The 23,923-nt window shown below is 68.7% G+C and carries 26 protein-coding genes; 19 read left to right on the forward strand and 7 right to left on the reverse strand.

The window, feature by feature from the left end:
- Positions 1 to 3 precede the first annotated feature (3 nt).
- Together ACUTR7_RS05680 and ACUTR7_RS05685 are read left to right on the forward strand one after the other, a co-directional pair.
- Positions 4 to 1,500, forward strand: coding sequence for an AMP nucleosidase (locus tag ACUTR7_RS05680; protein ID WP_012203132.1), 1,497 nt, complete (start codon positions 4 to 6; stop codon positions 1,498 to 1,500).
- 98 nt (positions 1,501 to 1,598) lie between these two features.
- Positions 1,599 to 2,831: a GGDEF domain-containing protein gene (locus tag ACUTR7_RS05685; RefSeq protein WP_445608326.1), complete on the forward strand. Its 1,233-nt coding sequence runs from the start codon at positions 1,599 to 1,601 to the stop codon at positions 2,829 to 2,831.
- Here the strand turns inward: ACUTR7_RS05685 and ACUTR7_RS05690 are convergent.
- A complete protein-coding gene (locus tag ACUTR7_RS05690) occupies positions 2,828 to 4,420 on the reverse strand; it encodes a GMC family oxidoreductase (RefSeq protein WP_445608327.1) in 1,593 nt (530 codons plus the stop codon). The genes ACUTR7_RS05685 and ACUTR7_RS05690 overlap by 4 nt on opposite strands.
- Positions 4,421 to 4,576: 156 nt before the next feature.
- Between ACUTR7_RS05690 and ACUTR7_RS05695 the strand changes: the two genes are divergently transcribed.
- Entirely contained in the window at positions 4,577 to 5,425 is an 849-nt protein-coding gene (locus ACUTR7_RS05695) for a 3-hydroxybutyryl-CoA dehydrogenase (protein WP_012203129.1), read from the forward strand.
- A gap of 75 nt (positions 5,426 to 5,500) precedes the next feature.
- Here the strand turns inward: ACUTR7_RS05695 and ACUTR7_RS05700 are convergent, their stop codons facing one another.
- Both ACUTR7_RS05700 and ACUTR7_RS05705 read right to left on the reverse strand, forming a co-directional pair.
- Complete coding sequence (locus tag ACUTR7_RS05700; protein ID WP_096914910.1) at positions 5,501 to 6,829, reverse strand: HipA domain-containing protein; 1,329 nt, start codon at positions 6,827 to 6,829, stop codon at positions 5,501 to 5,503.
- Positions 6,826 to 7,230 (reverse strand): helix-turn-helix domain-containing protein, encoded by a 405-nt coding sequence (locus tag ACUTR7_RS05705; RefSeq protein WP_043825756.1) that lies wholly within the window; start codon positions 7,228 to 7,230, stop codon positions 6,826 to 6,828. The genes ACUTR7_RS05700 and ACUTR7_RS05705 overlap by 4 nt, the downstream gene beginning before the upstream one ends.
- 212 nt (positions 7,231 to 7,442) lie before the next feature.
- Here ACUTR7_RS05705 and ACUTR7_RS05710 point away from each other — a divergent pair, with 212 nt between their 5' ends.
- From ACUTR7_RS05710 to ACUTR7_RS05720, 3 genes are all read left to right on the forward strand, one after another.
- The gene (locus ACUTR7_RS05710; protein WP_445608328.1) at positions 7,443 to 8,258 is read left to right on the forward strand and encodes a crotonase/enoyl-CoA hydratase family protein; all 816 of its coding nucleotides are present in this window, start codon (positions 7,443 to 7,445) and stop codon (positions 8,256 to 8,258) included.
- 93 nt (positions 8,259 to 8,351) lie between these two features.
- On the forward strand, positions 8,352 to 8,819 hold the full coding sequence (locus ACUTR7_RS05715; RefSeq protein WP_012203127.1) for a MarR family winged helix-turn-helix transcriptional regulator: 468 nt from the start codon (positions 8,352 to 8,354) through the stop codon (positions 8,817 to 8,819).
- Positions 8,820 to 8,883: 64 nt separating this feature from the next.
- Positions 8,884 to 9,300, forward strand: coding sequence for an organic hydroperoxide resistance protein (locus tag ACUTR7_RS05720; RefSeq protein WP_012203126.1), 417 nt, complete (start codon positions 8,884 to 8,886; stop codon positions 9,298 to 9,300).
- On the opposite strand, the gene ACUTR7_RS05725 is transcribed toward ACUTR7_RS05720, so the two are convergent.
- The gene (locus ACUTR7_RS05725; protein WP_445608329.1) at positions 9,301 to 10,104 is read right to left on the reverse strand and encodes a 2'-5' RNA ligase family protein; all 804 of its coding nucleotides are present in this window, start codon (positions 10,102 to 10,104) and stop codon (positions 9,301 to 9,303) included. It lies immediately after the preceding gene.
- On the opposite strand from ACUTR7_RS05725, the gene ACUTR7_RS05730 reads away from it, so the two are divergent.
- Positions 10,103 to 11,167 (forward strand): serine/threonine protein kinase, encoded by a 1,065-nt coding sequence (locus ACUTR7_RS05730; RefSeq protein WP_445608330.1) that lies wholly within the window; start codon positions 10,103 to 10,105, stop codon positions 11,165 to 11,167. The genes ACUTR7_RS05725 and ACUTR7_RS05730 overlap by 2 nt on opposite strands.
- A 116-nt stretch (positions 11,168 to 11,283) precedes the next feature.
- Positions 11,284 to 12,234 carry a diguanylate cyclase gene (locus ACUTR7_RS05735; RefSeq protein ID WP_445608331.1) on the forward strand — a complete coding sequence of 317 codons (951 nt, stop codon included), beginning with the start codon at positions 11,284 to 11,286 and terminating at the stop codon, positions 12,232 to 12,234.
- 51 nt (positions 12,235 to 12,285) lie between these two features.
- Here ACUTR7_RS05735 and ACUTR7_RS05740 read toward each other — a convergent pair whose 3' ends face one another.
- On the reverse strand, positions 12,286 to 12,753 hold the full coding sequence (locus tag ACUTR7_RS05740) for a hypothetical protein (protein ID WP_445608332.1): 468 nt from the start codon (positions 12,751 to 12,753) through the stop codon (positions 12,286 to 12,288).
- A 309-nt stretch (positions 12,754 to 13,062) separates the two neighbouring features.
- Between ACUTR7_RS05740 and ACUTR7_RS05745 the strand changes: the two genes are divergently transcribed.
- Positions 13,063 to 14,232, forward strand: coding sequence for an MFS transporter (locus ACUTR7_RS05745; protein ID WP_034390128.1), 1,170 nt, complete (start codon positions 13,063 to 13,065; stop codon positions 14,230 to 14,232).
- Positions 14,233 to 14,255: 23 nt separating this feature from the next.
- Here ACUTR7_RS05745 and soxR read toward each other — a convergent pair whose 3' ends face one another.
- Complete coding sequence (soxR, locus tag ACUTR7_RS05750) at positions 14,256 to 14,726, reverse strand: redox-sensitive transcriptional activator SoxR (RefSeq protein WP_445608333.1); 471 nt, start codon at positions 14,724 to 14,726, stop codon at positions 14,256 to 14,258.
- A 129-nt stretch (positions 14,727 to 14,855) separates the two neighbouring features.
- Here soxR and ACUTR7_RS05755 point away from each other — a divergent pair, with 129 nt between their 5' ends.
- The 10 genes from ACUTR7_RS05755 (at position 14,856) to ureG (ending at position 23,133) form a co-directional block, all read left to right on the forward strand.
- Positions 14,856 to 15,383 carry a RidA family protein gene (locus tag ACUTR7_RS05755; protein WP_445608334.1) on the forward strand — a complete coding sequence of 176 codons (528 nt, stop codon included), beginning with the start codon at positions 14,856 to 14,858 and terminating at the stop codon, positions 15,381 to 15,383.
- 46 nt (positions 15,384 to 15,429) lie between these two features.
- The gene (locus ACUTR7_RS05760; protein WP_445608335.1) at positions 15,430 to 16,668 is read left to right on the forward strand and encodes an MFS transporter; all 1,239 of its coding nucleotides are present in this window, start codon (positions 15,430 to 15,432) and stop codon (positions 16,666 to 16,668) included.
- Between the two features lie 199 nt (positions 16,669 to 16,867).
- The gene (locus tag ACUTR7_RS05765; RefSeq protein ID WP_445608336.1) at positions 16,868 to 17,785 is read left to right on the forward strand and encodes an urease accessory protein UreD; all 918 of its coding nucleotides are present in this window, start codon (positions 16,868 to 16,870) and stop codon (positions 17,783 to 17,785) included.
- Positions 17,786 to 17,802: 17 nt separating this feature from the next.
- On the forward strand, positions 17,803 to 18,105 hold the full coding sequence (locus ACUTR7_RS05770) for an urease subunit gamma (protein WP_012203116.1): 303 nt from the start codon (positions 17,803 to 17,805) through the stop codon (positions 18,103 to 18,105).
- A gap of 158 nt (positions 18,106 to 18,263) precedes the next feature.
- Positions 18,264 to 18,887: a HupE/UreJ family protein gene (locus ACUTR7_RS05775; RefSeq protein ID WP_013804329.1), complete on the forward strand. Its 624-nt coding sequence runs from the start codon at positions 18,264 to 18,266 to the stop codon at positions 18,885 to 18,887.
- A 27-nt stretch (positions 18,888 to 18,914) separates the two neighbouring features.
- Positions 18,915 to 19,220, forward strand: a complete 306-nt coding sequence (locus tag ACUTR7_RS05780; RefSeq protein ID WP_175403235.1) for an urease subunit beta — start codon at positions 18,915 to 18,917, stop codon at positions 19,218 to 19,220.
- A 180-nt stretch (positions 19,221 to 19,400) separates the two neighbouring features.
- Entirely contained in the window at positions 19,401 to 21,104 is a 1,704-nt protein-coding gene (gene ureC, locus ACUTR7_RS05785; protein WP_012203113.1) for an urease subunit alpha, read from the forward strand.
- A gap of 7 nt (positions 21,105 to 21,111) precedes the next feature.
- A complete protein-coding gene (ureE, locus tag ACUTR7_RS05790; RefSeq protein ID WP_445608337.1) occupies positions 21,112 to 21,762 on the forward strand; it encodes an urease accessory protein UreE in 651 nt (216 codons plus the stop codon).
- Positions 21,755 to 22,471, forward strand: a complete 717-nt coding sequence (locus tag ACUTR7_RS05795) for an urease accessory protein UreF (RefSeq protein WP_445608511.1) — start codon at positions 21,755 to 21,757, stop codon at positions 22,469 to 22,471. Before ureE ends, ACUTR7_RS05795 begins: the two co-directional genes overlap by 8 nt.
- Before the next feature lie 20 nt (positions 22,472 to 22,491).
- Entirely contained in the window at positions 22,492 to 23,133 is a 642-nt protein-coding gene (gene ureG, locus ACUTR7_RS05800; RefSeq protein ID WP_445608338.1) for an urease accessory protein UreG, read from the forward strand.
- A 37-nt stretch (positions 23,134 to 23,170) separates the two neighbouring features.
- Here ureG and ACUTR7_RS05805 read toward each other — a convergent pair whose 3' ends face one another.
- Entirely contained in the window at positions 23,171 to 23,923 is a 753-nt protein-coding gene (locus ACUTR7_RS05805) for an exosortase H-associated membrane protein (protein ID WP_141830542.1), read from the reverse strand.

Raw genomic sequence — 23,923 nt, forward strand, 5'->3', positions numbered from 1 at the left:
CCCATGGTTTTGCTTCACAACCCCTCGCAGGCCTCCAGGGCCGCAGCCACCTTGCACACCGACCCCCAGCGGGCCCTGGAGCACGTACAGCAGATCTACCGGGAGCAGATAGAGCACCTTCGCTCGAACATGCAGCGCTTCGTCTCCGGCGAAACCCCGGCCGCTCCCGTCCACGCCTACTACCCCTTCGTTCGCATGCACACGAGCACCGTGGCGCGCGCCGACACGCAGCTGGCCTACGGCTTCGTCGAGGGCCCGGGCACGCACGAGGCCACGCTCACGCGGCCCGACCTGTTCTCGCGCTACTACGCCGAGCAGTTCCGCCTGCTGATCAAGAGCCACGGCGTGCCGCTGGAGGTGGGCCTGAGCGACAAGCCCATTCCCATCCACTTCTCGTTCGCCGAGAACGACCACATCGAGGGAACGCTCACGCGCGAGCGGCGCCAGCTGATGCGCGACGTGTTCGACCTGCCCGACCTCGAAGCCATGGACGACGGCATTGCCAACGGCACCTGGCGCCCGCATCCCGGCGAGGCCCTGCCGCTGTCCCTGTTCACCGCCCCGCGCGTGGACTACTCGCTGCACCGCCTGCGCCACTACACGGGCACCCAGCCCGAGTGGTTCCAGAACTTCGTGCTGTTCACCAACTACCAGTTCTACATCGACGAATTCATCCGCCTGGGCCACGCCGAAATGGCCCGGGAGGACAGCGAGTACGTTGCCTTCATCGAGCCCGGCAACGTGGTCACGCGCCGCACCGGCCTGCCGGCCCAGCCCAATGACGAGCTGGGCACACCGCCGCCGCGCCTGCCGCAGATGCCGGCCTACCACCTGGTGCGCGCCGACCACAGCGGCATCACCATGGTCAACATCGGCGTGGGTCCGGCCAATGCCAAGACCATCACCGACCACATAGCCGTGCTGCGCCCGCACGCCTGGATGATGCTGGGCCACTGCGCGGGCCTGCGCAACAGCCAGCAACTGGGCGACTACGTGCTGGCCCACGCCTATGTGCGCGAGGACCATGTGCTGGACGAGGAACTGCCGCTGTGGGTGCCCATTCCCGCGCTGGCCGAAATCCAGCTGGCACTGCAGCAGGCCGTGGCCGACGTCACGCAGATGGACGGCCCCGACCTCAAGCGCATCATGCGCACCGGCACCGTGGCCAGCACCGACAACCGCAACTGGGAACTGCTGCCCAACAACCTGCCCCAGCTGCGCTTCAGCCAGAGCCGCGCCGTGGCGCTGGACATGGAAAGCGCCACCATCGCGGCCAACGGCTTCCGCTTCCGCGTGCCCTATGGAACGCTGCTGTGCGTGTCCGACAAGCCGCTGCACGGCGAGATCAAGCTGCCCGGCATGGCCAACCACTTCTACCGCGAGCGCGTGGACCAGCATCTGCGCATCGGCATGCGCGCCATCGACATCCTGCGCGAAGGCGGCACCCAGCGCCTGCACAGCCGCAAGCTGCGCAGCTTCGCGGAGGTGGCGTTCCAGTAGCGCCCCGCCACCGGCCACCGCTTCTCACGGGCCACGCTTCGCACCGCCATCCAGGGACGCACATGCCATCCACGCTGCCTACCCTGGACTTTTTCTCCATGACCGCCGTCGTGGCCATCAACATGATGGCCATGTCGGCCGCCCTGCCGCTGGCCATGGGGCGTCGCGTCAGCGGTGCGGCGCGCCATGCGCAGCACTTCTTCCTGATGCAGGCCCTGGCCTGGACCCTCATCCTGATCGCCAGCCGCCTGCCCCAAGGCCTGATGGGACGTGACCTGCTGTCGCTGGGCGCGGCGGCGTTGGCCGCCACCGCCCAGTGGCAGATGGCGCGCGCCCTGCGCGAATGGCTGGGGCCGCGCCCGATGCTGCTGGAGCGCGGCCTGATCGCGCTGTGCGTGCTGGGGCCGCTGGGCTTTGCGCTGCTGCTGCCCCAGGCGGCCCTGCGCACCGGCTGGTTCAGCGCCGTCCATGGCCTGTGCCTGATGGCGCTGGCCGGCCTGTGCCTGGACCCACAGCGGCCCGTGGCGCGCAGCTGGCGCTACCTGATGTGCGGCGTGGCCGCCTTCATGGGGCTGATGCTGTTCGTGCGCAGCTACCTGGCCCTGGCCACGCCCTTCCTGCCCAGCTTCACCGCAGACAGCGGCGCCAACCAGATCTTCGCCCTGCTGACCACGCTGAGCAGCACGCTGCTCATGGTGGCCGTGCTCGTGGCCTGGCGCGACGAGACCAGCCAGCAACTGCGCGACCTGGCCTTGCAGGACATGCTCACCGGGCTGCCCAACCGCCGCGCCCTGCTGGAGCGCGCACCCGCCATGCTGGCCCATGCCCAGCGCCACCGCCAGGCCCTGGCCCTGGTGATGCTGGACCTGGACCACTTCAAGCATGTCAACGACGAGCACGGCCACGCCGTGGGCGACCAGACGCTGTGCCTGTTCGCCCGCCTGCTGCAGCAGCAGCTGCGCAGCGACGAAATCGCTGCGCGCTGGGGCGGCGAGGAGTTCTGCCTGCTGCTCTACACCACGGACGACGGCGTGGACACCCTGTGCACCCGCCTGCAGTCCGCGCTGCTGCAGGCCTCGCGCAAGGTGCTGGGCTTCGAAGTGCGCTTCAGCGCCGGCTGCGCCCACGCACCCCAGGCCTGGAACGGCCTGTGCCTGGAACTGATGCTGGCCCCCGCAGACGCCGCCCTCTACGCCGCCAAGCGCCGCGGGCGCGACTGCTGGACGCAGGTGCGGCTGAGCCCGGTGGCCGCGTCCGAGGAGCAGGGGCCGCAGCCGTCGGCCTCCATCCCGGAGCAGGCCATGGCGCACGGGCGCACGCCAGGCACCTAGAGGGCTCCCCCGCGGATCATGTCCACCGCCTTCTCCGCAATCATCACCGTGGGCGCATTGGTGTTGCCGCTGACGATACGCGGCATGACCGAGGCATCGACCACGCGCAGGCCCTTGATGCCGTAGACACGCAGCTGCGCATCGACCACGTCCATGGGCCCCGGCCCCATGCGGCAGCTGCCCACGGGGTGGTAGATGGTGTCGGCATGGCTGCGAATGAAGGCCTCGATGCCCGAATCATCCTGCGCGCCGGCCGAGGCCGGCATCTCGCGCCCGCCCAGGGCCGCCAGCGCCGGCTGGGCCAGGATCTCGTGGGCGCGGCGCACGCCGTTCACCATGCGCCGCAGGTCCTGCGCGTCGGAGAAAAAGGCCGGGTCCACCAGCGGCAGGGCCAGCGGGTCGGCGCTGGCCAGGCGCAGGCTGCCGCGGCTGGCCGGCTGCAGCACGCAGACATGCAGCGAATAGCCATGGCCCCAGACCGTCTTGCGCCCGTGGTCCACCAGCTTGGCGACGACGAAGTGCAGTTGCAGATCGGGCGCAGGCTCGCCAGGGCTGCTGCGGATGAAGCCGCCCGCCTCGGCAAAGTTGGTGGTCAGCATGCCGCGACGCTGGCTGCGCCATTGGCCCACGGCGGCCAGCAATCTGCGCGCACCGCCCAGTGACAGGCCGAAGCTGTCGGTCAGCTGTGCGCCATCGACCACCAGCACCACATCCGGGTGGTCATGCAGATGGGCGCCCACGCCGGGCAGATGGTGGACCACATCGATGCCCAGCGAGCGCAGGTGATCGCCCGGCCCCACGCCAGACAGCATCAGCAGCTGCGGCGACAGCAGTGCGCCGCCGCAAAGCAGCACCTCGCGCCGGCAGTGCAGTTGCTGCACCGTACCGCCCTGCAGGTACTCCACGCCCACGGCGCGCCGGCCCTCGAACAGAATGCGCAGCACCTGGGCACCCGTTTCCACGCGCAGATTGGGCCTGGCACGGTGCGGCGCCAGATAGGCCTTGGCGACATGGTGGCGCTCGCCGTTGCGCTGGGTGACCTGGTACAGGCCCACACCCTCCTGCGCCTGGCCGTTGAAATCCGCGTTGTGCGCATGGCCGGCCTGCACGCCAGCCTGCACGAAGGCCCGCGACAGCGGGTTGGGATCGCGCAGGTCGGCCACGTTCAGCGGCCCGCCCGCGCCATGCCAGGCATCGGCGCCGCGCTCGTTGTGTTCGGCGCGCAGGAAATAGGGCAGCACCTCGCTCCAGCTCCAGCCCGGGTTGCCCTGGGCCGCCCAGTGGTCGTAGTCGGCCGGCTGGCCGCGCACATAGACCATGGCATTGACCGCGCTGGAGCCGCCCAGCACCTTGCCGCGCGGCTGGTGGCCACGCCGCCCGCCCAGGCCCGGCTGCGGCACGGTGGACAGGCCCCAGCTGTGGCGACCGCCCTTGGCCATGGCGGCCATGCCTGCAGGACAGTGGATGAGCACGCTGGAGTCGGGGGGCCCGGCCTCCAGCAGCGCCACCGGCGTCTCGGCATCCTCGCTGAGCCGCCCGGCCAGCACCGAGCCCGCCGATCCCCCTCCGATCACGATGTAGTCCAGCATGTCTCCCCTCCCCTGCGGTGTAGCCATCCACTGTTGCAGTCGCCTGCGCGGCGCCGCAAGCCGGGGCAAACCCGGTGGATGCTCCGAATCCCGCTACGATCGCCGGATCGCATTCACGTTCGCATTCACTTTGTTCGTTTGAGGAGACTGACAGTCATGGCAATTCAAACCGTAGGCATCATCGGCGCAGGCACCATGGGCAACGGCATCGCGCAGGCCTGCGCGGTATCGGGCATCGACGTGGTCATGGTGGACATCTCGGAGGCCGCCGTCCAAAAGGGCGTGGCCACCGTCTCGGGCAGCCTGGACCGCCTGATCAAGAAGGAAAAGCTGACCGAGGCAGAGAAGACCGCCGCCCTGGCCCGCATCAAGACATCGACCGACTACGCGGCGCTCAAGGGCGCGCAACTGGTCATCGAGGCCGCCACCGAGAACTACGAGCTCAAGGTCAAGATCCTCAAGCAGCTGGACGCGCTGCTGGATGCCGACGTCATCGTCGCCACCAACACCTCGTCCATCTCCATCACCCAGCTGGCCGCCGTGACGGGCCGTGCCGACAAGTTCATCGGCATGCACTTCTTCAACCCCGTGCCCATGATGGCGCTGGTGGAGATCATCGTCGGCCTGCAGACCAGCGATGAGACGCACGCCACGGTCAAGGAACTGTCCGAGCGCCTGGGCAAGAGCCCCATCACCGTCAAGAACGCGCCCGGCTTCGTGGTCAACCGCATCCTGGTGCCCATGATCAACGAGGCTTTCTTCGTGCTGGCCGAAGGCCTGGCATCGGCCGAGGACATCGACGCCGGCATGAAGCTGGGCTGCAACCAGCCCATCGGCCCGCTGGCCCTGGCCGACATGATCGGCCTGGACGTGTGCCTGGCCGTGATGGAGGTCTACCTCAAGGAATTCGGCGACAGCAAGTACCGCGCCTGCCCCCTGCTCAAGGAAATGGTCGCCGCCGGCCGCCTGGGCCGCAAGACGGGCCGCGGCGTGTACAGCTACTGATACACCGCCCCCAAGGCCAAGCGAAGGCGAAGGCAGCTCAGGCTGGCCTTCGCCTTTTGTTTTGGTGGCCGCGCGCTACTTGGTTTTGCGCACCAGCGCCAGCATGTCCTCGATGACGATGTGACGTATCGACCTGAGCATTCTCAGGTGGGCGCTTCTTGTGGAATGGTCCATTGCAGAATCGGCAGGCTGGTGGAGCTGGCCAGCCTCGAATTCTGCGATCAACGCATCGGCCTGCGGAGCCAGCATGCCAAGCATCCTGTCGAGCACACGTCCGCTTGTGCTCTGGGTCAGGCCCAAGGCCGTACCTGCGGCCAGCAGCTTTCCGTAGGTCACGTCGGCAAAGAAGGCCGCACCCGCAAGCGGAACCGTCAGCCGCTCCTGTGGCCATACCGCATGTTCATCGGCGTAAGCCCGCGTGTGATAGACGGCGGTGCTCAGGAGATCGTAGAACGGCGCCAGCCTGACGCCGCCCCGGTCCACCAGGAACGACAGATTCTTCAGATGACTGTCGCTGTTGCCCACCAGGGTGTTGAACAGCAGCCACTGATAGATGCCCATCCGGGCTTGCGCCTTTTCGCGGCAGCGGTCCATCAACGACGCCAGTGTCTGGATGCTGGCTCCTTGATATTTGAAAGTCCGGGCCAGGTCGAGCAGTTGGCAGGCATCCACCACATGCAGTCGCAGCCACTCCTGGGACGCTTCATCAAACACGCGGTCAAAGCGGTTGATGACATAGGCCGGCTCGGGCGTGTACAGCAGGTGTACCGGCGGCACATCAAGCCCCAGGCGCCCGGCAAGCTTCATGGTGAAGGCCTCGTTGACGGTCGAGTGCGGATAGCCTTCGGCCGTGGAGTCCGGCTTGAGGATATGGCTGGAAGCCGTCCCTTGGAAGGGCTCCTGCAGGCGAGCGGTTTTCTCGTCGTACAGCACCACCATTTTGTGCTGCGCTCCCGCCAGGGACATGCGCTTGGGTGATCCGGCATGCAAGGACGTGCGCGGCAAGTTCCTGAGTCTCAGCGACAGTTCGCCGAACTCCAGCCTCCTTGCGCCGCGCTCCGCTGCGCCCGCCCCAGGCGGCAGCAGGACCAGGGATCCGGCCGATTCCGCGCCAAGGGCCTGCAAAAGGCCGAAGGCATCGTGCTCATTCACCTCCAGCTCTTTGCTGATCGCACTGCGCAGTGCTTCCTCGGGCAGCAGGTTGTCGAAGAACCATTGGACGCTGCGGTGCGTAGATCCGTCGATGTGCCTGCGCTTTGCCAAGGAAATGCCGGGCGCCAATGGGAAGGCGCGAGGGTCGCCCATCCACTCCTCCTCATAGGCAAAGCCCCAGACATCCCTGTTTTCGACCAGCTTTCCGGCAAGCCGGCCGTTGATGAATACGTCCAGGATGCGTGCGGTCACGGCCTGTTCTTTTCGAAGGCAGTGCGGAAGAACGCATCGTCCGAGTCACGGGCACCGGGCTCCTCCCTGACTTCAGCGGCTGGCCCTCCGTCCGGTGCGCCCTGGCGCGTTCGGTACTCGTGGGAACCATGGGGCTCAGGTGGCAGCCTGGCCTGGCGGCGCTGCAGATAAGCCTGCTCGGTTCCCTCGGGAAGGTCGATGAGCACCTCGATTCCCAGTTCGGACAGCAGTTGCAGCACGCGCCCGAATTGGACCGTGGGCTTGCCGCGCTCCACGTCCCGCACAAAGACATGGCTCACGCCTGCGGCGCCTGCTGCATCGTCCTGGCGCAAGCGTCGCGCCTTGCGAACGGCCCATACCGCGTCACCGAGTGCATCCACAGAGTCGATGGAGATCTTCATGGCTTCAATGAAATCGAAAGCATGGTTTCGATCTTATCGAGCCGCAACGACGCTGGCAATGAATCGAAACGATCTTATCGATTTTCATCGAGCAGCTTCCCAAACCTCAGAAAACGAAAGCATTGCTTAGATATTCATTCCGTTTTCTACCGTCCTCTGCGCGACTGCACCCATCCCTGGCCTGCACTAAGGTCCATGCGCAGGAGACAACCATGGACATCAACACCCCCTCCCCGCCGCCCGAAGGCTGCATCAGCTGCGAAGTGCGCGGCCATGTGCTGCTGATCGGCATCAACCGCCCCGCCAAGCGCAACGGCTGGACGCCGCCAATGTTCCAGCAACTGGCCGAGGCCTATACGCGCCTGGACGACGATCCCGAGTTGCGCGTGGGCGTGCTGCATGCGTTTGGCAGCCATTTCACGGCGGGGCTGGATCTGCCGGTGATGGCGGAGTACCTGCGCTCGGGCAGGAAGGCCATCCCGCAAGGCCTGGTGGAGCCGCACGACTACGGCCTGGTCGGCTACCGGCGCCGCGCCAAGCCCATGGTGGTGGCGGTCAAGGGCATTTGCTTCACGGTGGGCATCGAGCTGATGCTGGGCGCCGACATCGTGGTCGCGGCCGATGACTGCCGCTTTTCCCAGCTGGAAGTGCAGCGCTGCATCATGCCCACGGGCGGCGCCACGCTGCGCATGGCCGAGCGTGCGGGCGTGGGCAATGCCATGCTGCACCTGCTCACGGCCGATGAGTTCGACAGCGCCGAGGCCTATCGCCTGAACTTCGTGCAGAAGGTGGTGCCGGCCGGCCAGGAACTGGCCGAGGCCCTGCGCATTGCCGAGCGCATTGCCGCCCAGGCCCCGCAGGCCGTGGTGGCCACGCGGCTCAATGTGCTCAAGGCCATCGAGCTGGGCCAGGCCGCCGCCGTGGCCGACTTCATTCCCGTGCAGCAGCGCCTGGCCGGCAGCGAGGATGCCGCCGAAGGCGTGCGCTCCTTCATCGAGAAACGCCCCGCGCGCTTCACGGGCCGATAGGCCTTTCTCACCCTCCCGATCTTCCCCCTCCGATCTGGAGGGATTTCCACAATTAAGTTGTGCACAATTTAATTGACAGCAATAATTCAACCCATGCCACGCAACGCCCTGCCCACCGACACCCCCGAGCTTCTGCGCCTGGACAACCAGGTCTGCTTTGCGCTGTACTCGGCGTCGCTGGCCATGACCAAGCTCTACAAGCCCCTGCTCGACGGCATCGGCCTGACCTATCCGCAGTACCTGGTGATGCTGGTGCTGTGGGAGCGCGACGGCCTGACCGTGTCGGAGATCGGCGAGCAGCTGACCCTGGATTCGGGCACGCTGACGCCGCTGCTCAAGCGGCTCGAAGGCGCGAACCTGCTGGAGCGGGTGCGCGATGCGCAGGACGAGCGCCGCGTGCGCATTACGCTCACCCCGCAAGGCCGGGCACTGCGCGATGCGGCTGAAAAGATTCCCGCCTGCGTGCTGCAAAGCACGCAGTGCACGCTGCCCGAGTTGCAGGCGCTGACGCAGCAACTCGGCGCACTGCGCGAGCGGCTGGCGCCGCGCCGCAGCGACTGACAACGGATTGCCGATTTCCTCCACCCGTCCGCACAGCCGGACAACTTTGCAAAAGGAAGACACCATGGCCCAGCTCGAAAAAGTCCTGTACACCGCACGTGCCCACACCACCGGCGGCCGCGACGGCGCCTCGCGCACCGATGACGGACGCCTGGACGTGACCCTTTCCTCGCCAGGCACCAGCGGCACGGGCACCAATCCCGAGCAACTGTTCGCCGCAGGCTACTCGGCCTGCTTCATCGGCGCCATCAAGGCCGTGGCCGGCAAGCAGAAGATCAGCCTGCCGCAGGACCTGTCCATCGACGCAGAAGTGGACCTGGGCACCATCCCCAACGCCTACGGCATCGCTGCCCGCCTGAAGGTCAGCCTGCCCGGCATGGACAAGGCCGCCGCCCAGGCCCTGGTGGACGCAGCCCACCAGGTCTGCCCCTACTCCAACGCCACGCGCGGCAACATCGACGTGCAGATCACCCTGGTCTGATCAGGCCCAGCCCGGCCGCTCCCGCCATTGCAGCCTGCGACCCCGGAGGTCGTAGCGTGCATGGCAGGTCAACGGGCCGTGCAAGGCGTCGGCCGCATAGCTGACCAGCGCGATCTCGCCCACGGCGGCCTGCCAGTGCTCCAGCACCGGCAGGCCGCTTATCCATTGCAGCACCTGGGCGCGTGGCCAGGCGGCGTTCCAGGCGCCCAGCGTCACATGGGGCACGTAGGGGCGCAGCGCCTCGGTCAGCGCCAGTTCGGGCCTTGCCGGCCTGAGTGCACCATGCAGCATGCCCAGCGTGGGCCCGCCCTGGCTGCGGTCGCGCACCTGCAGATACGGCACCATCTCGAAACTGCCCCAGCCGCCGAATTCCAGCTGCAGCGGTGCGGCCGGCAGGTCCTGCAGCGCGTGCAAGTCGCGCGATAGTTCCGCCGCGCCGTAGGCGTCCGGCAGGGCCGCTTCGCCATCCAGAAAGCCGGCCGTGGCCAGGGTCACATGCAGCTGCCGCTCGTACCGAGGAACCAGCGCAGCGGCCAGGGCCTGGCGCGCCTGCGCACAGGCGCGGCGCACGGCTTCGCCCTCGGCAGGGCCCAGCGCATGGAGCTCCAGCACCCAGACCGCATAGCGGCGCCGGCCCAGGTGCCAGCCGCTCCAGTCGTCGGATGCGCCTGCCGCACTGGAGCTGGCGCTGGCGCTCGCTATGGCATGGGATTGCAGGAAATGGGGCAGCAGCGGCACGGCGGGCGAATCGGCGAAGGCTAGGCAGCCGCACAGCTTAAGCCAGCCCGGCGACAATCGCCCCATGTCCGCCACACCGCACGATCCTGATCTGAATGTCGTCCCCAACGACGACTCGCACGCCTATGCCCGCCTCACGCCCGACGTGGTGCTCGACGCCCTGGCCTCGGTCGGCCTGTGGGGCGACGGCCGGCTCACGGCCCTGGCCTCCTACGAGAACCGCGTCTACCAGGCCGTACTGGAAGACGGCGATCGCGTCGTGCTCAAGTTCTACCGCCCGGGCCGCTGGAGCCGCGATCAGATCCTGGAGGAGCACGCCTTCAGCGCCGAGCTGACGGCCGCCGAAGTGCCCGCCGTGCCCCCGCTGGTGCTGGAAGGCGCCACGCTGCACAGCCACGCGGGCTTTGATTTCTCGGTCAGCCCCTGGCGCGGAGGCCGTCCGCCCGAGCTGGACGACTTCGAGGTGCTGGAGTGGACCGGGCGCTTCCTGGCACGCATCCACACCGTGGGCGCGGCCCGGCCCTTTGCGCACCGGCCGGCGCTGGACCTGGCCACCTTCGGCCACGACTCCATGCAGTGGCTGCTGGACCGGCAAATGATTCCGCTGGAAGTGGAATCCACCTGGAAGGCCGCCTGCCAGCGCGCCCTGGACCTGATGGCACCCGCCGCCGACGGCATGAGCGCAGCCGGCCACTTCGGCCTGCACAGCGCGCGCACGCTGCGCCTGCACGGCGACTGCCATCCCGGCAACGTGCTGTGGACGCCGCTGGACGACGAAGGCCGCGGCGGCCCGCATTTCGTGGACCTGGACGATGCGCGCACCGGCCCGGCCGTGCAGGACCTGTGGATGCTGCTGTCGGGCGACCGGGGCCAGCGCACGCGCCAGCTGGGTGCCCTGCTGGATGGGTACGAACAGTTCCGGCCCTTCGACCGCCGCGAGCTGGCCCTGATCGAGCCGCTGCGCACGCTGCGCCTGATCCACTACAGCGCCTGGCTGGCGCGGCGCCAGGACGACCCGATCTTTGCCATCAACTTCCCCTGGTTCGGCACGCCCGACTACTGGCGCGGGCAGGTGGACATGCTCAACGAGCAGATCGAGGCCATGCAGGAAGAGCCTCTATACGCCTGAGGCCACCGGGCTGCCTGCCTCCCGAAGACAGATATCTTTACAAATTGTCCAAGCCCGCGGCGCCCTATCCAGGGCTGCGGGTTCCGGGGTATTCTCGGCCCGAAATCCCATCGGCCATGCCCTACTCCGCCTTCCCACCATCGCTGCCCAACCCGCTACAGCCCTTGCCTGCCGCGCAGAAGGTGCTGGTGGTGGACGACGTTCCGGACAACGCCACCATCATCTGCCAGGTGATCAAGGATCTGTGCGGCCCGCTTGTGGCCTACACCGGCGAGGAGGCGCTGGCCCTGGCCCGCCAGTACCTGCCCGACCTCATCCTGCTGGACATCCGCATGCCGGAGATGGACGGCTTCGAGGTCTGCCGCCGCCTCAAGGCCGACCTGCAGACCGCGCATATCCCCATCATCTTCCTCACCGCGCTGACCGAGCCCCATTGCGAGGAACTGGGCCTGAACCTGGGCGCCGTGGATTTCGTGACCAAACCCTTTCGCCCGGCCGTGCTCAAGGCACGCGTGCGCACGCATCTGGAGATTGCGCAGCAGCGCCAGATGCTGCAACTGCTGTCGCACAGCGACGGGCTGACGGGCGTGGCCAACCGGCGTTTCTTCAGTGCCCAGCTGGAGCGCGAGTTCATGCGCCTGCAGCGCCTGGGCGAGCCGCTGTCGCTGGTGATGATGGACGTGGACCACTTCAAGGCCTACAACGACCACTACGGCCATCTGGTCGGCGATGAATGCCTGAGCCAGATCTCCCAGGCCATTCAGGGCGCACTGCACCGGCCGGGCGACCTGCTGGCGCGCTATGGGGGCGAGGAATTCGTCTGCCTGCTGCCCCATACGGCGCTGGATGGTGCGGTGCTGGTGGCGCAGGGCATCGTCGATGCGCTCAGGCTGCTGGACCTGCCCCATGCCGCCTCGCCCCTGGGCCAGGCGCTGACCGTGAGCCTGGGCGTGGCCTGCATTGCGCCTTCTTCCACCAACAGTGCCCAGCAACTGCTGGCGGATGCCGATCGGCGCCTTTATCTCGCAAAAAACGCTGGTCGCGACCGCATCGTCTGGGCTGGGTGACAGGGAACACCCCCTGAGGCGCTACGCGCCTTTCCCCTCTCTCGCACCGGCTCAGCAACGTCCATCGACGCGGCAGGTCGGCACGACCTGACCGCTGGCATCACGCCATTGCACCTGGCCGGCCGGGGTCTGAGGCGGGGCTGCAGGCGCTGGCTCCTGGGCCGGTTGAACGTTGGAGCGCTGCGGATCGTGCAGCACGGTGGATGAGCCCACGCCCACGCCGACCCGCGCGCCGCCCACACCCGTGGAGGCGCCCACGCCTGCGCTGCCCAGCACCTGGCCGCTCTGGTTGACGCCGACGCCAACGCCGACCGGGCCCACGCCGGTGCCGACTCCGGCACTCAGCCCGCCGCTGCCCAGCCCCACGCCCACCGACACGGGGCCAACCGGAATTCCGATGCCCACGCCGCCGCCCACCGAGCCGCAGCCGGCCAGCAGCAGCGCGCAGGCGCCAAGCGCGGTCCACGCTGCCTTGCGGGATGGCTGGGAGGTAATGAAAGCGGAGGATGGAACTGGCATGCCGGACTCTCTGGACAAGGGAAAACACAGGGACGGCCACAGGGTACACCCGCCCGCCCGGCGCACGTTGCCAGCCGTATGCCCGGGTCCATGCCAGGGGCTCGGAGGCAGCGAAACACTCAGGACACGCGGGTTTCTTAGAATTCACCCATTGGCCTGCGGGTCATTCCAGATTCCATGCGCTCCCGGACAGTGCCGTGGCGCCCCGGTGGCGCCAGGCCTGCGCAGCGCCGCTTTCCCCTTCGCTTTCTTCGCGCTCCCTTTTCTATGCAAACCCGTTGGCCACCCTATGCGTGGGTGTGTTTTTCCATGTGCGTGGGTGTCATGGGCACGGCCCTGGCCAGCCCGCTGTACCCGCTGTACCAGCAGGCCTGGGGGCTGCAGCCCAGCCACATCACGCAGATCTTCGTGGCCTATATGTTCGGCGCGCTGGCCAGCCTGCTGTTCCTGGGCCGGCTGACCGACCGTTTCGGCTTTGTCACCGTGCTGCGCGCCGGGCTGATCCTGATGACGCTGGGCGTGCTGGCCTCCGCCGTGGCCTGGAACGTGCCCAGCTTTGCGCTGGGGCGCGTGGTGATCGGCGTGGCTTCGGGGCTGATCACCACCTCGGCCTCGGTGGGCATGACCCGGCTCAACAACCGGGGCGACCTGCAGCGCGCCGCGGCCACGACCAGCCTGACCATTGCCTTCGGCTTCGGGCTGGGCCCCGTGGTGGGCGGGCTGATCGCGCAGTGGCTGCCCTGGCCGCTGGTCACGGCCTACATTCCCTCGCTGGGGCTGGGGCTGCTGGCCGTCTATGCGCTGTACCAGGTGCGCATCGCCGAGCCGGCGGAGCTGGCCTCCACCCAGGCACGCGCGCTGCACTGGCGCGATTTCATGCCCACCATCACGCTGCCGGAGCGCCGCTTTGCGCGCCACTACGCACTGGGCGGCATGTGCGCGTTCTGCGCCTTCGGCATGTTCAGCCTGTTCGCATCGCTGGCGCCCAGCTTCATGCAGCGCATGGTGCCCTGGCACGGGCCGGCTGTCTCGGGCCTGTCCATCGGCGTGATCCTGTTCCTCTCGGCGGGCTTCCAGTACCTGGCGCGCCCGCGCCCGACCAAGGGCTCGGCCATTGTGGGTTTTGCCTGCCTGGTGGCCTGCAACCTTCTGCTGCTGGTCAACAGCTTCGCGGGCTCGGCCCTGCTGTTCGCGCTCAGCGTGATCACCACGGCGGCGGGCCACGGCCTGTGCAATCTGGCGGGCATGTCCATCGTCAACAAGGTCTCGACGCCGGCCACACGCACGGGCCTGCTGTCCACGTACCTGGTAGTCGGCTACCTGGGCACCATCGTGCCCATCCTCGGCCTGGGCTGGCTCTCGGACCATATCGGCATCACCGAGGCCCTGGTCGCCTACTGCATCGTCATGGGCGCGCTGGCCGGCTGGCTGTGCTGGATGTGCACGCGCACACCCACGCTGCCCATGCCCAAGCACTAGTTCCGTCCAGGGCGCATGCCTGTTCAGCGAAAGTGCGGTCCCGGCCCGTCTTCGGCCAGGCAGTCGCCGTCATTGCGCAGCGGGCAGACCTTGAGGGACAGGCAGCCGCAGCCAATGCAGCCGTCGATCTGGTCGCGCAGCTGGGTCAGGCCCTGGATGCGCGCATCCAGCGCATGGCGCCAGCGCGCGGACAGCGCAGCCCAGTCGGCCTGCGTGGGCGTGCGGCCGCTGGGCAGGTCCTGCAGCGCCTCGGCAATCTCGGCCAGCGGCACGCCCATGCGCTGGGCCACCCTGATGACCGCCACGCGCCGCAGCACGGCACGCGCATAGCGGCGCTGGTTGCCGGGCGTGCGCAGGCTCTCGATCAGCCCCTGGCGCTCGTAGAAATGCAGGGCCGAGACGGTGATGCCGCTGCGCCGGGCGACTTCGCCCACGGAAAGGATGGCCGGCCCGTCATGGTCGGACGCGGTGGCACCGGCAGAAGACAGATTCATGGCAGCAGGAAAATAGGCGCAGGAAAAATAGGTCCAAGCAGGCCTGCATTTGACCTCAACTTTGGTTGAGGTTTCACACTGGCAAGCCTCGCCGCCCGGTCCGGCCCACTCTCAGACTCCAAGCCACACATGCCACACGACGCACTTGCCACCTCCTCGGCACAGCCCGCCGCTTCCACGGCCCCGCAACTGCACCATCTGCAGCCCGCAGGCCTCTACGACGCCACGCCCAACGGCTACACCCATGTGGTCACCGTGCACGGGCCGGCGCAATGGGCCTTCGTCTCGGGCCAAGGGGGCGAGAACCAGGCGGGCGACCTGCCCGAGAGCTTCGCGGTCCAGGCGCAGCAGGCCCTGTCCAACCTCAAGCTGGCGCTGCAGGCGGCGGGCACGGACATGGGCCAGGTGGTCAAGCTGACCCTGCTCATCGTCGACCACTCGGAGGCCCGCTTCAACGACTGGCAGGCCGCCGTGCGCCTGCATTGGAGCGACGGTGTCCCCGGCGATGGCGCCCCCAGCAATACCCTGCCGCGCTTTCCGGCCTGCACCCTGATCCCCGTGCCCCGGCTGGCCCTGCCCGGCATGCTGATCGAGGTCGATGCCGTGGCCGCACCGCCCGCCCACGCCCAGCCCGCACGGCCGCCGCTGTGGGTCTGAGCCATCCGTTTGCCACCCATAAGCAGATAACACAGGCATTCGTCCGATGAACAGATCCTCCCCGGCCCCCGCCCTGCCCTCGCCGCCCATGCAGGCCACCGCCACGCCCGTGCTGCCCCAGAGCACCCTGCTGCTCATGGCCACGGCCTGCGGCCTGTGCGCGGGCGCCAACTACTTCAACCAGCCGCTGCTGCACTCCATCGCCATCGACCTGGGCATCAGCGAGGCGCGTGCCTCGCTGACGGTGACCATGGCCCAGGTCTCCTATGCGCTGGGGCTGCTGCTGCTCGTGCCGCTGGGCGACATGCTGGAACGCCGCCGCCTGGTGCTGGGCCTGATGCTGCTGGCCGCGCTGGGCATGCTGGCCAGCGGCATGGCGCACAGCTTCACCCTGCTGGCGGCGGGCACGCTGATGACCGGGCTGTTCTCGGTCGCGGCCCAGGTGCTGGTGCCCATGGCGGCCAGCTTTGCGGCGCCCGGCGCCAGCGGGCGCGCCGTGGGCCTGGTCATGAGCGGGCTGCTGATCGGCATCCTGGCGGCGCGCAGCGTGGCGGGCCTGTTGTCGGAGCTGGGCGGCTGGAATGCCGTCTACTGGGTGGGCGCCCTGGCCACGGCCGGCGTGGCCCTGCTGCTGCGGCGCGCGCTGCCCCTGGCGCAGCCGGCCCAGCCCATAGGCTATGGCGCGGTGATGCGCTCCCTGCTCACGCTGGCGAGCGAGCAGCCGCGCCTGCGCAGCCGGGCGCTGATCGGCGGCATGGGCTTTGCCACGGTGAGCGTGCTGTTCTCGACCATGGCACTGCTGCTGGCCGGGCCGGGCTACGGTTTTGGCGATGCGCAGATCGGCCTCATCGGCCTGGTCGGCGTGGCCGGCGCCCTCATGGCCAACATGGCCGGCCGGCTGGCCGACCGGGGGCTGGAGCAGCGCACCACGCTGGCCGGCGGCCTGCTCATGCTGGCGGGCTGGGGGGCGCTGTGGCTGGGCGGCACCAGCCTGTGGTGGTTTCTGGCGGGATTGCTCATCGTCGATGCCGCGCTGCAGGCCCTGCACATCAGCAACCAGAACGTGATCTATGCGCTGGCACCCTTGGCGCGCTCGCGCATCAATGCGGTCTATATGACGGGCTATTTCATCGGCGCCTCGGCAGGCTCGGCTGTGGGCTCGGCGGTCTGGCTGCACTGGGGATGGACAGGTGCCAGCGTGGCAGGCCTGATTCTGAGTCTGGCCACGCTGGCCGTCGTGGCCTGGGACAGAAGCCTGGCGCGTCAGACCCGGGCAATCGCGTAAGAAAGAGCACCAGCCTGCGGCACGCTGCGCAAGAATGCACTGCAAACGTGCCGTCTTGCGCGCCTTGCCATGCAGGAAACGCACCAATCCGATGCGCCAGCGCACCAGCATGGCGCAACCGCCACTGCACCGGATTGGCACGCTAAATGCATGACAAAGGCCGTTACAACCACCACGCCCTGTACCGTCCGCCCCGCCCATGTCCGCAGCGCTACCGATCACCGCCGTGCCCGCTTGCGCCTCGGGCTGGCAGGCCATGCTGGACCTGCGCTTCGGGCACCGCGCCAGCCAGGGCAGCGTGCTTTCCCACGCACGCCACAGCGGCCCGCTGCGCGTGCAAAAACCGCTGCACCCTGAAGGCCCCGGCATCTGCCATGCCGTGCTGCTGCACCCGCCCGGCGGCGTGGCCGGCGGCGACCAGTTGCAGATCGATGTGACCGTGGAGCCCGGCGCCCACGCCCTGCTGACCACGCCGGGCGCCACGCGCTGGTACAAGTCCCAGGGCCGCCCGGCCGCGCAGCGCGTGCGGCTGCGCGTGGAAGAAGGCGCCATCCTGGAATGGCTGCCACAGGAAAACATGCTGTTCGCCGGTGCCGACGCCACCATGGCGCTGGACCTGGATCTTGCGCCGGGCGCGCGCGCCATCGGCTGGGACGCCGTGGTGCTGGGCCGCTATGGCGCGGGCGAGCACTGGAACCACACCGGCGCCGCGCCCACCGCTGCCGCGCGCCTGCAGCTTCACAACCGGCTCGCATGCGGCGGACGGCCGCTGTGGCTGGAGCAAGGCGAACTGCACGCCGGCCATGCCCTGCTGTCCAGCCCCGTTGCCTGGGCAGGCTTGCCCATACAGGCCAGCCTCTGGGCCGTGGCCCCCGAACCCCTGGCGGCCATGGAGCCATTGAGCGAGCAACTGGCCGCCAGCCTGCCCTGGAGCGATGAAGTGCGCGCCGGCGCCAGCCTGCTGGCCGGCCAGGGCGGCGCACCCTCGGTGCTGCTGCTGCGCGTGCTGGCACAGCGCATGGAGACGGCACGGGCCGTGCTGCATGAAGGCTGGCGCCTGCTGCGCCCGGCACTGCTGGACATGCCTGCCCGCCCTCCCCGCCTCTGGGCCACCTGATCAACGGAGACTCATCCATGGAACTCACCCCGCGTGAAAAAGACAAGCTGCTGCTGTTCACCGCAGCCCTGGTGGCCGAGCGGCGCAAGGCGCGCGGCCTGAAGCTCAACTACCCCGAGGCCGTGGCGCTGATCAGCGCCGCCGTGCTGGAGTGGGCACGCGACGGCAGGACCGTGGCCGAGCTCATGCACCTGGGCACCACGGTGCTGACGCGCGCCGATGTGATGGAGGGCATTCCAGAAATGATCCCGGACATCCAGGTCGAAGCCACTTTCCCGGACGGCACCAAGCTGGTCACCGTTCATCATCCAATAGTTTGACCCCCTGAGCGGCTACGCCGCTTCCCCCAAGGGGGACGGCGCCATCGCTGCGGGGCGGCGCGGCCAGCTTAGGCCCTTGCTGGGCACCCCCAACCAGCCCGCTGCATCCGCTTGTGCCGTGGGCAGATCCAGTCTCGATAGCGATCAAGGAGATCTCCATGTTCAGATTCCGCAACACTTTCAACTACCTGCTCGCCCCGGCCCTGCTGGCCGCCGCCACGGCCGCCAGCGCCCATACGGGGGCCGGCGCGCACCTGCACGCCGGCGACGGCGCCATGCAGGCCCTGATGGCCGGGCTGTCCCATCCCATCGCGGGCCTGGACCATCTGCTGGCCATGCTGGCCCTGGGCCTGTGGTGCGGGCTGATGCTGCAGCGCCAGTGGCTGCCGCCCGTGGCCTTTGCCGCCTGCATGGCGCTGGGCCTGGCGCTGACGCAGACCCCGCTGGAGCTGCCGGCCGTCGAGCCCATGGTGGCTGCATCGCTGCTGGCCTTCGGCCTGCTGCTGGTGGCCCAGCGCCGCCTGCCCGTGGCCCTGGCCATGGTGCTGGCCGGCGCCTTCGCGCTGTTCCACGGATACGCGCATGGCGAGGTCTTCCCCCACGCGCTGCCCGCAGCCGTGTTCTGGGCCTACATGGCGGGCATGGTCGCCACCACGCTGGTGCTGCATGCCTTGGGCGTGGCCTTTGGCCGGGCCATGCGCGGCGGCACGGCGTCGGCCTGGGCTGCACGCCTGGCCGGCGTGGCCGCCATGGGCTACGGTGCCGTGGCGCTGGCAGGCTGAGCGCGGGAGCCGCACATGACCGAGCGCATCATCCCCGGCGAGCTGCTGGCCGAGCCCGGCGAGATCCTGCTGAACGCAGGCCGGCCCGTGCAGACCCTCACGGTCACCAACACCGGCGACCGGCCCGTGCAGGTGGGCTCGCACTTTCATTTCTTCGAGGTCAACGAGGCCCTGCACTTCGACCGCGCCGCCGCACGCGGCTGGCGGCTGAACATCGCGGCCGGCACGGCCGTGCGCTTCGAGCCGGGCCAGGAGCGCACGGTGGAGCTGGTGGAAATCTCCGGCGACCGCATCATCTTCGGCTTCAATGCCAAGGTGATGGGCAGGCTTTGAAGTACCCCCTGAGCGGCTACGCCGCTTCCCCCTCTCTCGCTTCGCCGGAAGGGGACGACACCCTCGGTGCGGGGCGGCGCGGCCGGCATAGGCCCTTCCTCGGTGTCCCCGGGTTGGACCACGCCGGTTTTAAGTACAACGAGCAACGCATAGCGTCGTAGACAACAGAAAGGGAATGCTATGGCAAGCATCACGCGCCAGGCCTATGCCGAGATGTTCGGCCCCACCGTGGGCGACCGCCTGCGGCTGGCCGACACGGCCCTGGTCATCGAGATCGAGAAGGACCACACGATCTACGGCGAAGAGGTCAAGTTCGGCGGCGGCAAGGTCATCCGCGACGGCATGGGCCAGAGCCAGCGCATGGCCGCCGACTGCGCCGACACCGTCATCACCAATGCCGTGATCATCGACCACTGGGGCATCGTCAAGGCCGACATCGCCATCAAGAACGGGCTGATCGCAGGCATAGGCAAGGCCGGCAACCCGGACATGCAGCCGGGCGTGACCATCGTCATCGGCCCCGGCACGGAAATCATTGCGGGCGAGGGCATGATCGTCACGGCCGGCGGCATCGACACGCACATCCACTTCATCTGCCCGCAGCAGATCGACGAGGCGCTGACCAGCGGCGTGACCACCATGATCGGCGGCGGCACGGGCCCGGCCACGGGCACCTTCGCCACCACGGTCACGCCCGGTCCCTGGCACATGGAGCGCATGCTGCAGGCCGTGGACGGCTACCCCATGAACATCGGCCTGCTGGGCAAGGGCAACGCCAGCCAGGCGGCGCCGCTGCGCGAGCAGATCGCGGCGGGCGCCATCGGCCTGAAGCTGCACGAGGACTGGGGATCGACGCCCGCCGCCATCGACTGCTGCCTGGGCGTGGCCGACGAGACCGACACCCAGGTCGCCATCCACACCGACACGCTCAACGAGGGCGGCTTCGTCGAGGCCACGGTGGCCGCCTTCAAGGGCCGCACCATCCACACCTACCACACCGAAGGCGCGGGCGGCGGCCACGCGCCCGACATCATCAAGGTCTGCGGCGAGGCCAACGTGCTGCCCTCGTCCACCAACCCCACGCGGCCTTACACGGTGAACACGCTGGACGAGCACCTGGACATGCTCATGGTCTGCCACCACCTGGACGCCTCCATTGCCGAGGACATCGCCTTCGCCGAAAGCCGCATCCGCCGCGAGACCATCGCCGCCGAGGACGTGCTGCACGACCTGGGCGCCTTCTCCATGATCTCCAGCGACAGCCAGGCCATGGGCCGCGTGGGCGAGGTCGTGCTGCGCACCTGGCAGACCGCGCACAAGATGAAGGTCCAGCGCGGCAGCCTGCCGGGCGACAACGCACGCCACGACAACTTCCGCGTCAAGCGCTACGTGGCCAAGTACACCATCAACCCCGCTCGCACGCATGGCATCGCCCATGTCGTGGGCTCGGTCGAGGTCGGCAAGCTGGCCGACCTGGTGCTGTGGCGGCCGGCGTTCTTCGGCGTCAAGCCCAGCCTCATCCTCAAGGGCGGCAGCATCGCCAGCGCCGCCATGGGCGACCCCAACGCCAGCATCCCCACGCCCCAGCCCGTGCACTACCGGCCCATGTTCGCGGGCCAGGGCAGCGGCGTGGCGGCGGCCAGCCTCACCTTCGTCTCGCAGGCCGCCCAGCAGGCCGGCGTGGCAGACCGCTACGGCCTGCGCAAGCGCACCGTGGCCGTGGAAAACTGCCGCAGCGTCAGCAAGCGCGACATGGTGCACAACGACTGGCAGCCCGACATCAGCGTCGATCCCGAGACCTACCAGGTCGTGGCTGACGGCCAGCTGCTGACCTGCGAGCCCGCCACCGAGCTGCCGATGGCGCAGCGGTATTTTCTGTTCTGATCACCCCATGCTCACCGTCAACAAACACATGCCCCAGGGCGGGGGCCTTGCCGCCGTGCTGGTCAGGCGCGCCGCCACGCTGGAACTGGACTGGGACATGCGCCAGAAGAGCCGATTTGCGGCCATCGACTCCACGGGGCGCGAGCTGGCCGTGGTGCTGGCGCGCGGCAGCGTGCTGCGCGGCGGCGATGTGCTGGTGGCCGAGGATGGCAGCCTGGTCGCCGTGCGCGCCGCGCCCCAGGCGGTGTTGCGCGTGACGGCGGCCACGCCGCTGGGCCTGCTGCGTGCGGCCTACCACCTGGGCAACCGACATATCCCGGTGGAGGTCACGCCCACGCACCTGCACCTGGAAAACGACCCCGTGCTGCACGACATGCTGCTGCGCCTGGGCGCGCAGGTGGCCCTGGTGGATGCGCCCTTCGAGCCCGAGGCCGGCGCCTATGGCGGCGGCCACCGCCACGGCCATGACGCCAGCTTTGCCGAGGACCAGGCGCTGGCGCAGAGCGTGTATGCGCTGCATGACCATGGGCACGCACACGGCCATCCACACGACCATTCCCACGATCATTCCCACGGGCATGAACATGGCCACGATCACAGCCATGACCATGACCACAAAGGCTGCTGCGGACACGGGCACAGCCATCCGCATGGCTGACCTGTCGATACAGGGGCTGTGCGCCCTGCTGCACCTGGCATCGCCCCAGCTGCCCGTGGGCGGCTTCAGCTATTCGCAGGGGCTGGAGGCCGCCATCGAGCACGGCCTGGTCACGGACGCTGGCACGGCGCGCACCTGGATTGCCGATGCGCTGGCCCACGGCTTTGCACGCTGCGAGGCGCCGCTGTGGCTGCTGCTGCGCCGGGCCTGGAGCGCAGGCGACGAGGGGGCGGTGCGCGAATGGAACCAGTGGTTCATCGCCAGCCGCGACAGCCGCGAGGCCCGTGCCGAGACGCTGCAGATGGGCTGGTCGCTGCACAGCCTGCTGCGCTCCGTGCCCTGGGGCGGCGAGGCCTTTGCGCCCCGCATCGCACAACTGGGCGCCCTTGTGGAGGGGCCGGGCCTGGCCTATCCCACGGCCTTTGCCTGTGCCTGCGCCGCCGTGGATGCAGACGAGGACCATGCCCTGCTGGCCTATGGCTTTGCCTGGCTGGAGAACCAGGTGGCCGCCGCCATCAAGGCCGTGCCGCTGGGCCAGGTGGCGGGCCAGAGCCTGCTGCTGGCCCTGCATCCGCTGCTGGAGCAGGCCGTGGGCGAGGCACGCCGCCGCGCCAGCGAGGCGCCGCCCCGGCTGGACACCATGCTGCCCCAATGGAGCGTGCTGCAGGCGCGGCACGAACACCAGTATTCCCGGCTCTTCCGGTCCTGATCACTCACCCCAAGTCCACCATGAACACCCGCACCAAGAAACTCCCCCCGCTGCGCGTCGGCATCGGCGGCCCGGTCGGCTCCGGCAAGACCACGCTGCTGGAGATGCTGTGCAAGGCCATGCGCGCCCACTACGACCTGGTGGTCATCACCAACGACATCTACACCAAGGAAGACCAGCGCCTGCTGACGGTGGCCGAGGCCCTGCCGCCGGAACGCATCATGGGCGTGGAGACCGGCGGCTGCCCGCACACGGCCATCCGCGAGGACGCCTCCATCAACCTTGAAGCCGTGGACCGCATGCTGCGCCAGTTCCCCGAGGCGGACATCGTCTTCATCGAAAGCGGGGGCGACAACCTGGCCGCCACCTTCAGCCCCGAGCTGTCGGACCTGACCATCTACGTGATCGACGTGGCCGGCGGCGAGAAGATTCCGCGCAAGGGCGGCCCCGGCATCACCAAGAGCGATCTGCTGGTGGTCAACAAGACCGACCTGGCGCCCTACGTGGGCGCCAACCTGTCCATCATGGAAGCCGACACGCAGCGCATGCGCGCCCACAAGCCCTATGTGATGGGCAGCGTGAAAAGCGGCAAGGGCCTGCGCGAGGTGATCGACTTCATCACCGGGCGCGGCCTGCTGCCGCCCATGCCCGCGCAGGGCTGAGAAAACAGGGCCTGCCCGCCAGCCGGGAAGTGCAGGCCTACTGCGCCGGCCCCGTGGTCTTGGCCTTGGCCCGTGGCAGGGTGGCTGCGCTGCTGGAGGACACCAGCGGGTTGCCGGTGGAGGTGGCCGCGCCATCCGTCTGGCGCCATGCCGAGGGCTTGGGCGCCACCACGGGCTGCGGTGCGGCGGCAGCACGGCTGCGGTTCCAGGCCGGCAGCAGCACGCGGCGCACAAAGCCCATGTCCAGCACCAGCCACAGCAGTACAGGCGCCAGCGTGGGCACCATTAGGCCCCCCATCTGGTAGCCGTAGACAATGGCATTGAGCTGCCATCCCTGGAGACCCAGCACATTGAGGTCCAGCTTGGCGGCCAGGCACAACTGCATCAACACCTGCGTGACCACGCTGAAGGTCTGCAGCGGCAGCAGCGCCACATAGCCCACCAGGATGCGCCACCACCGGCCCGGACCCCAGGCCGCCAGCAGCATGGCCACCAGCACCGGCAGGCCGTAGCCGTAGCGGGCGGGATCGACCTCGACGATGGCCTCGGCGCGGCGCCAGCCGGTCTGCTCGTTGGAGACCTGGACCGAGGAATTGACGACCAGGCTGCGGGGCGTCTCCAGGTCCACGCGCTGCACCCAGCCGTTGGCGGCGTTCTCCAGCACCCACTTGCTCATGCCGGACACCGGCACGGCCAGCCAGCCGGCCGCCAGCGTCCAGGCCAGGGTCAGCACCACGATGCCGCCCATGGCCAGGGCCGCGAAGCGCGAGATGGGATTGCGTCCGATCAT

Source organism: Delftia sp. NA_296.1 (assembly GCF_052692095.1).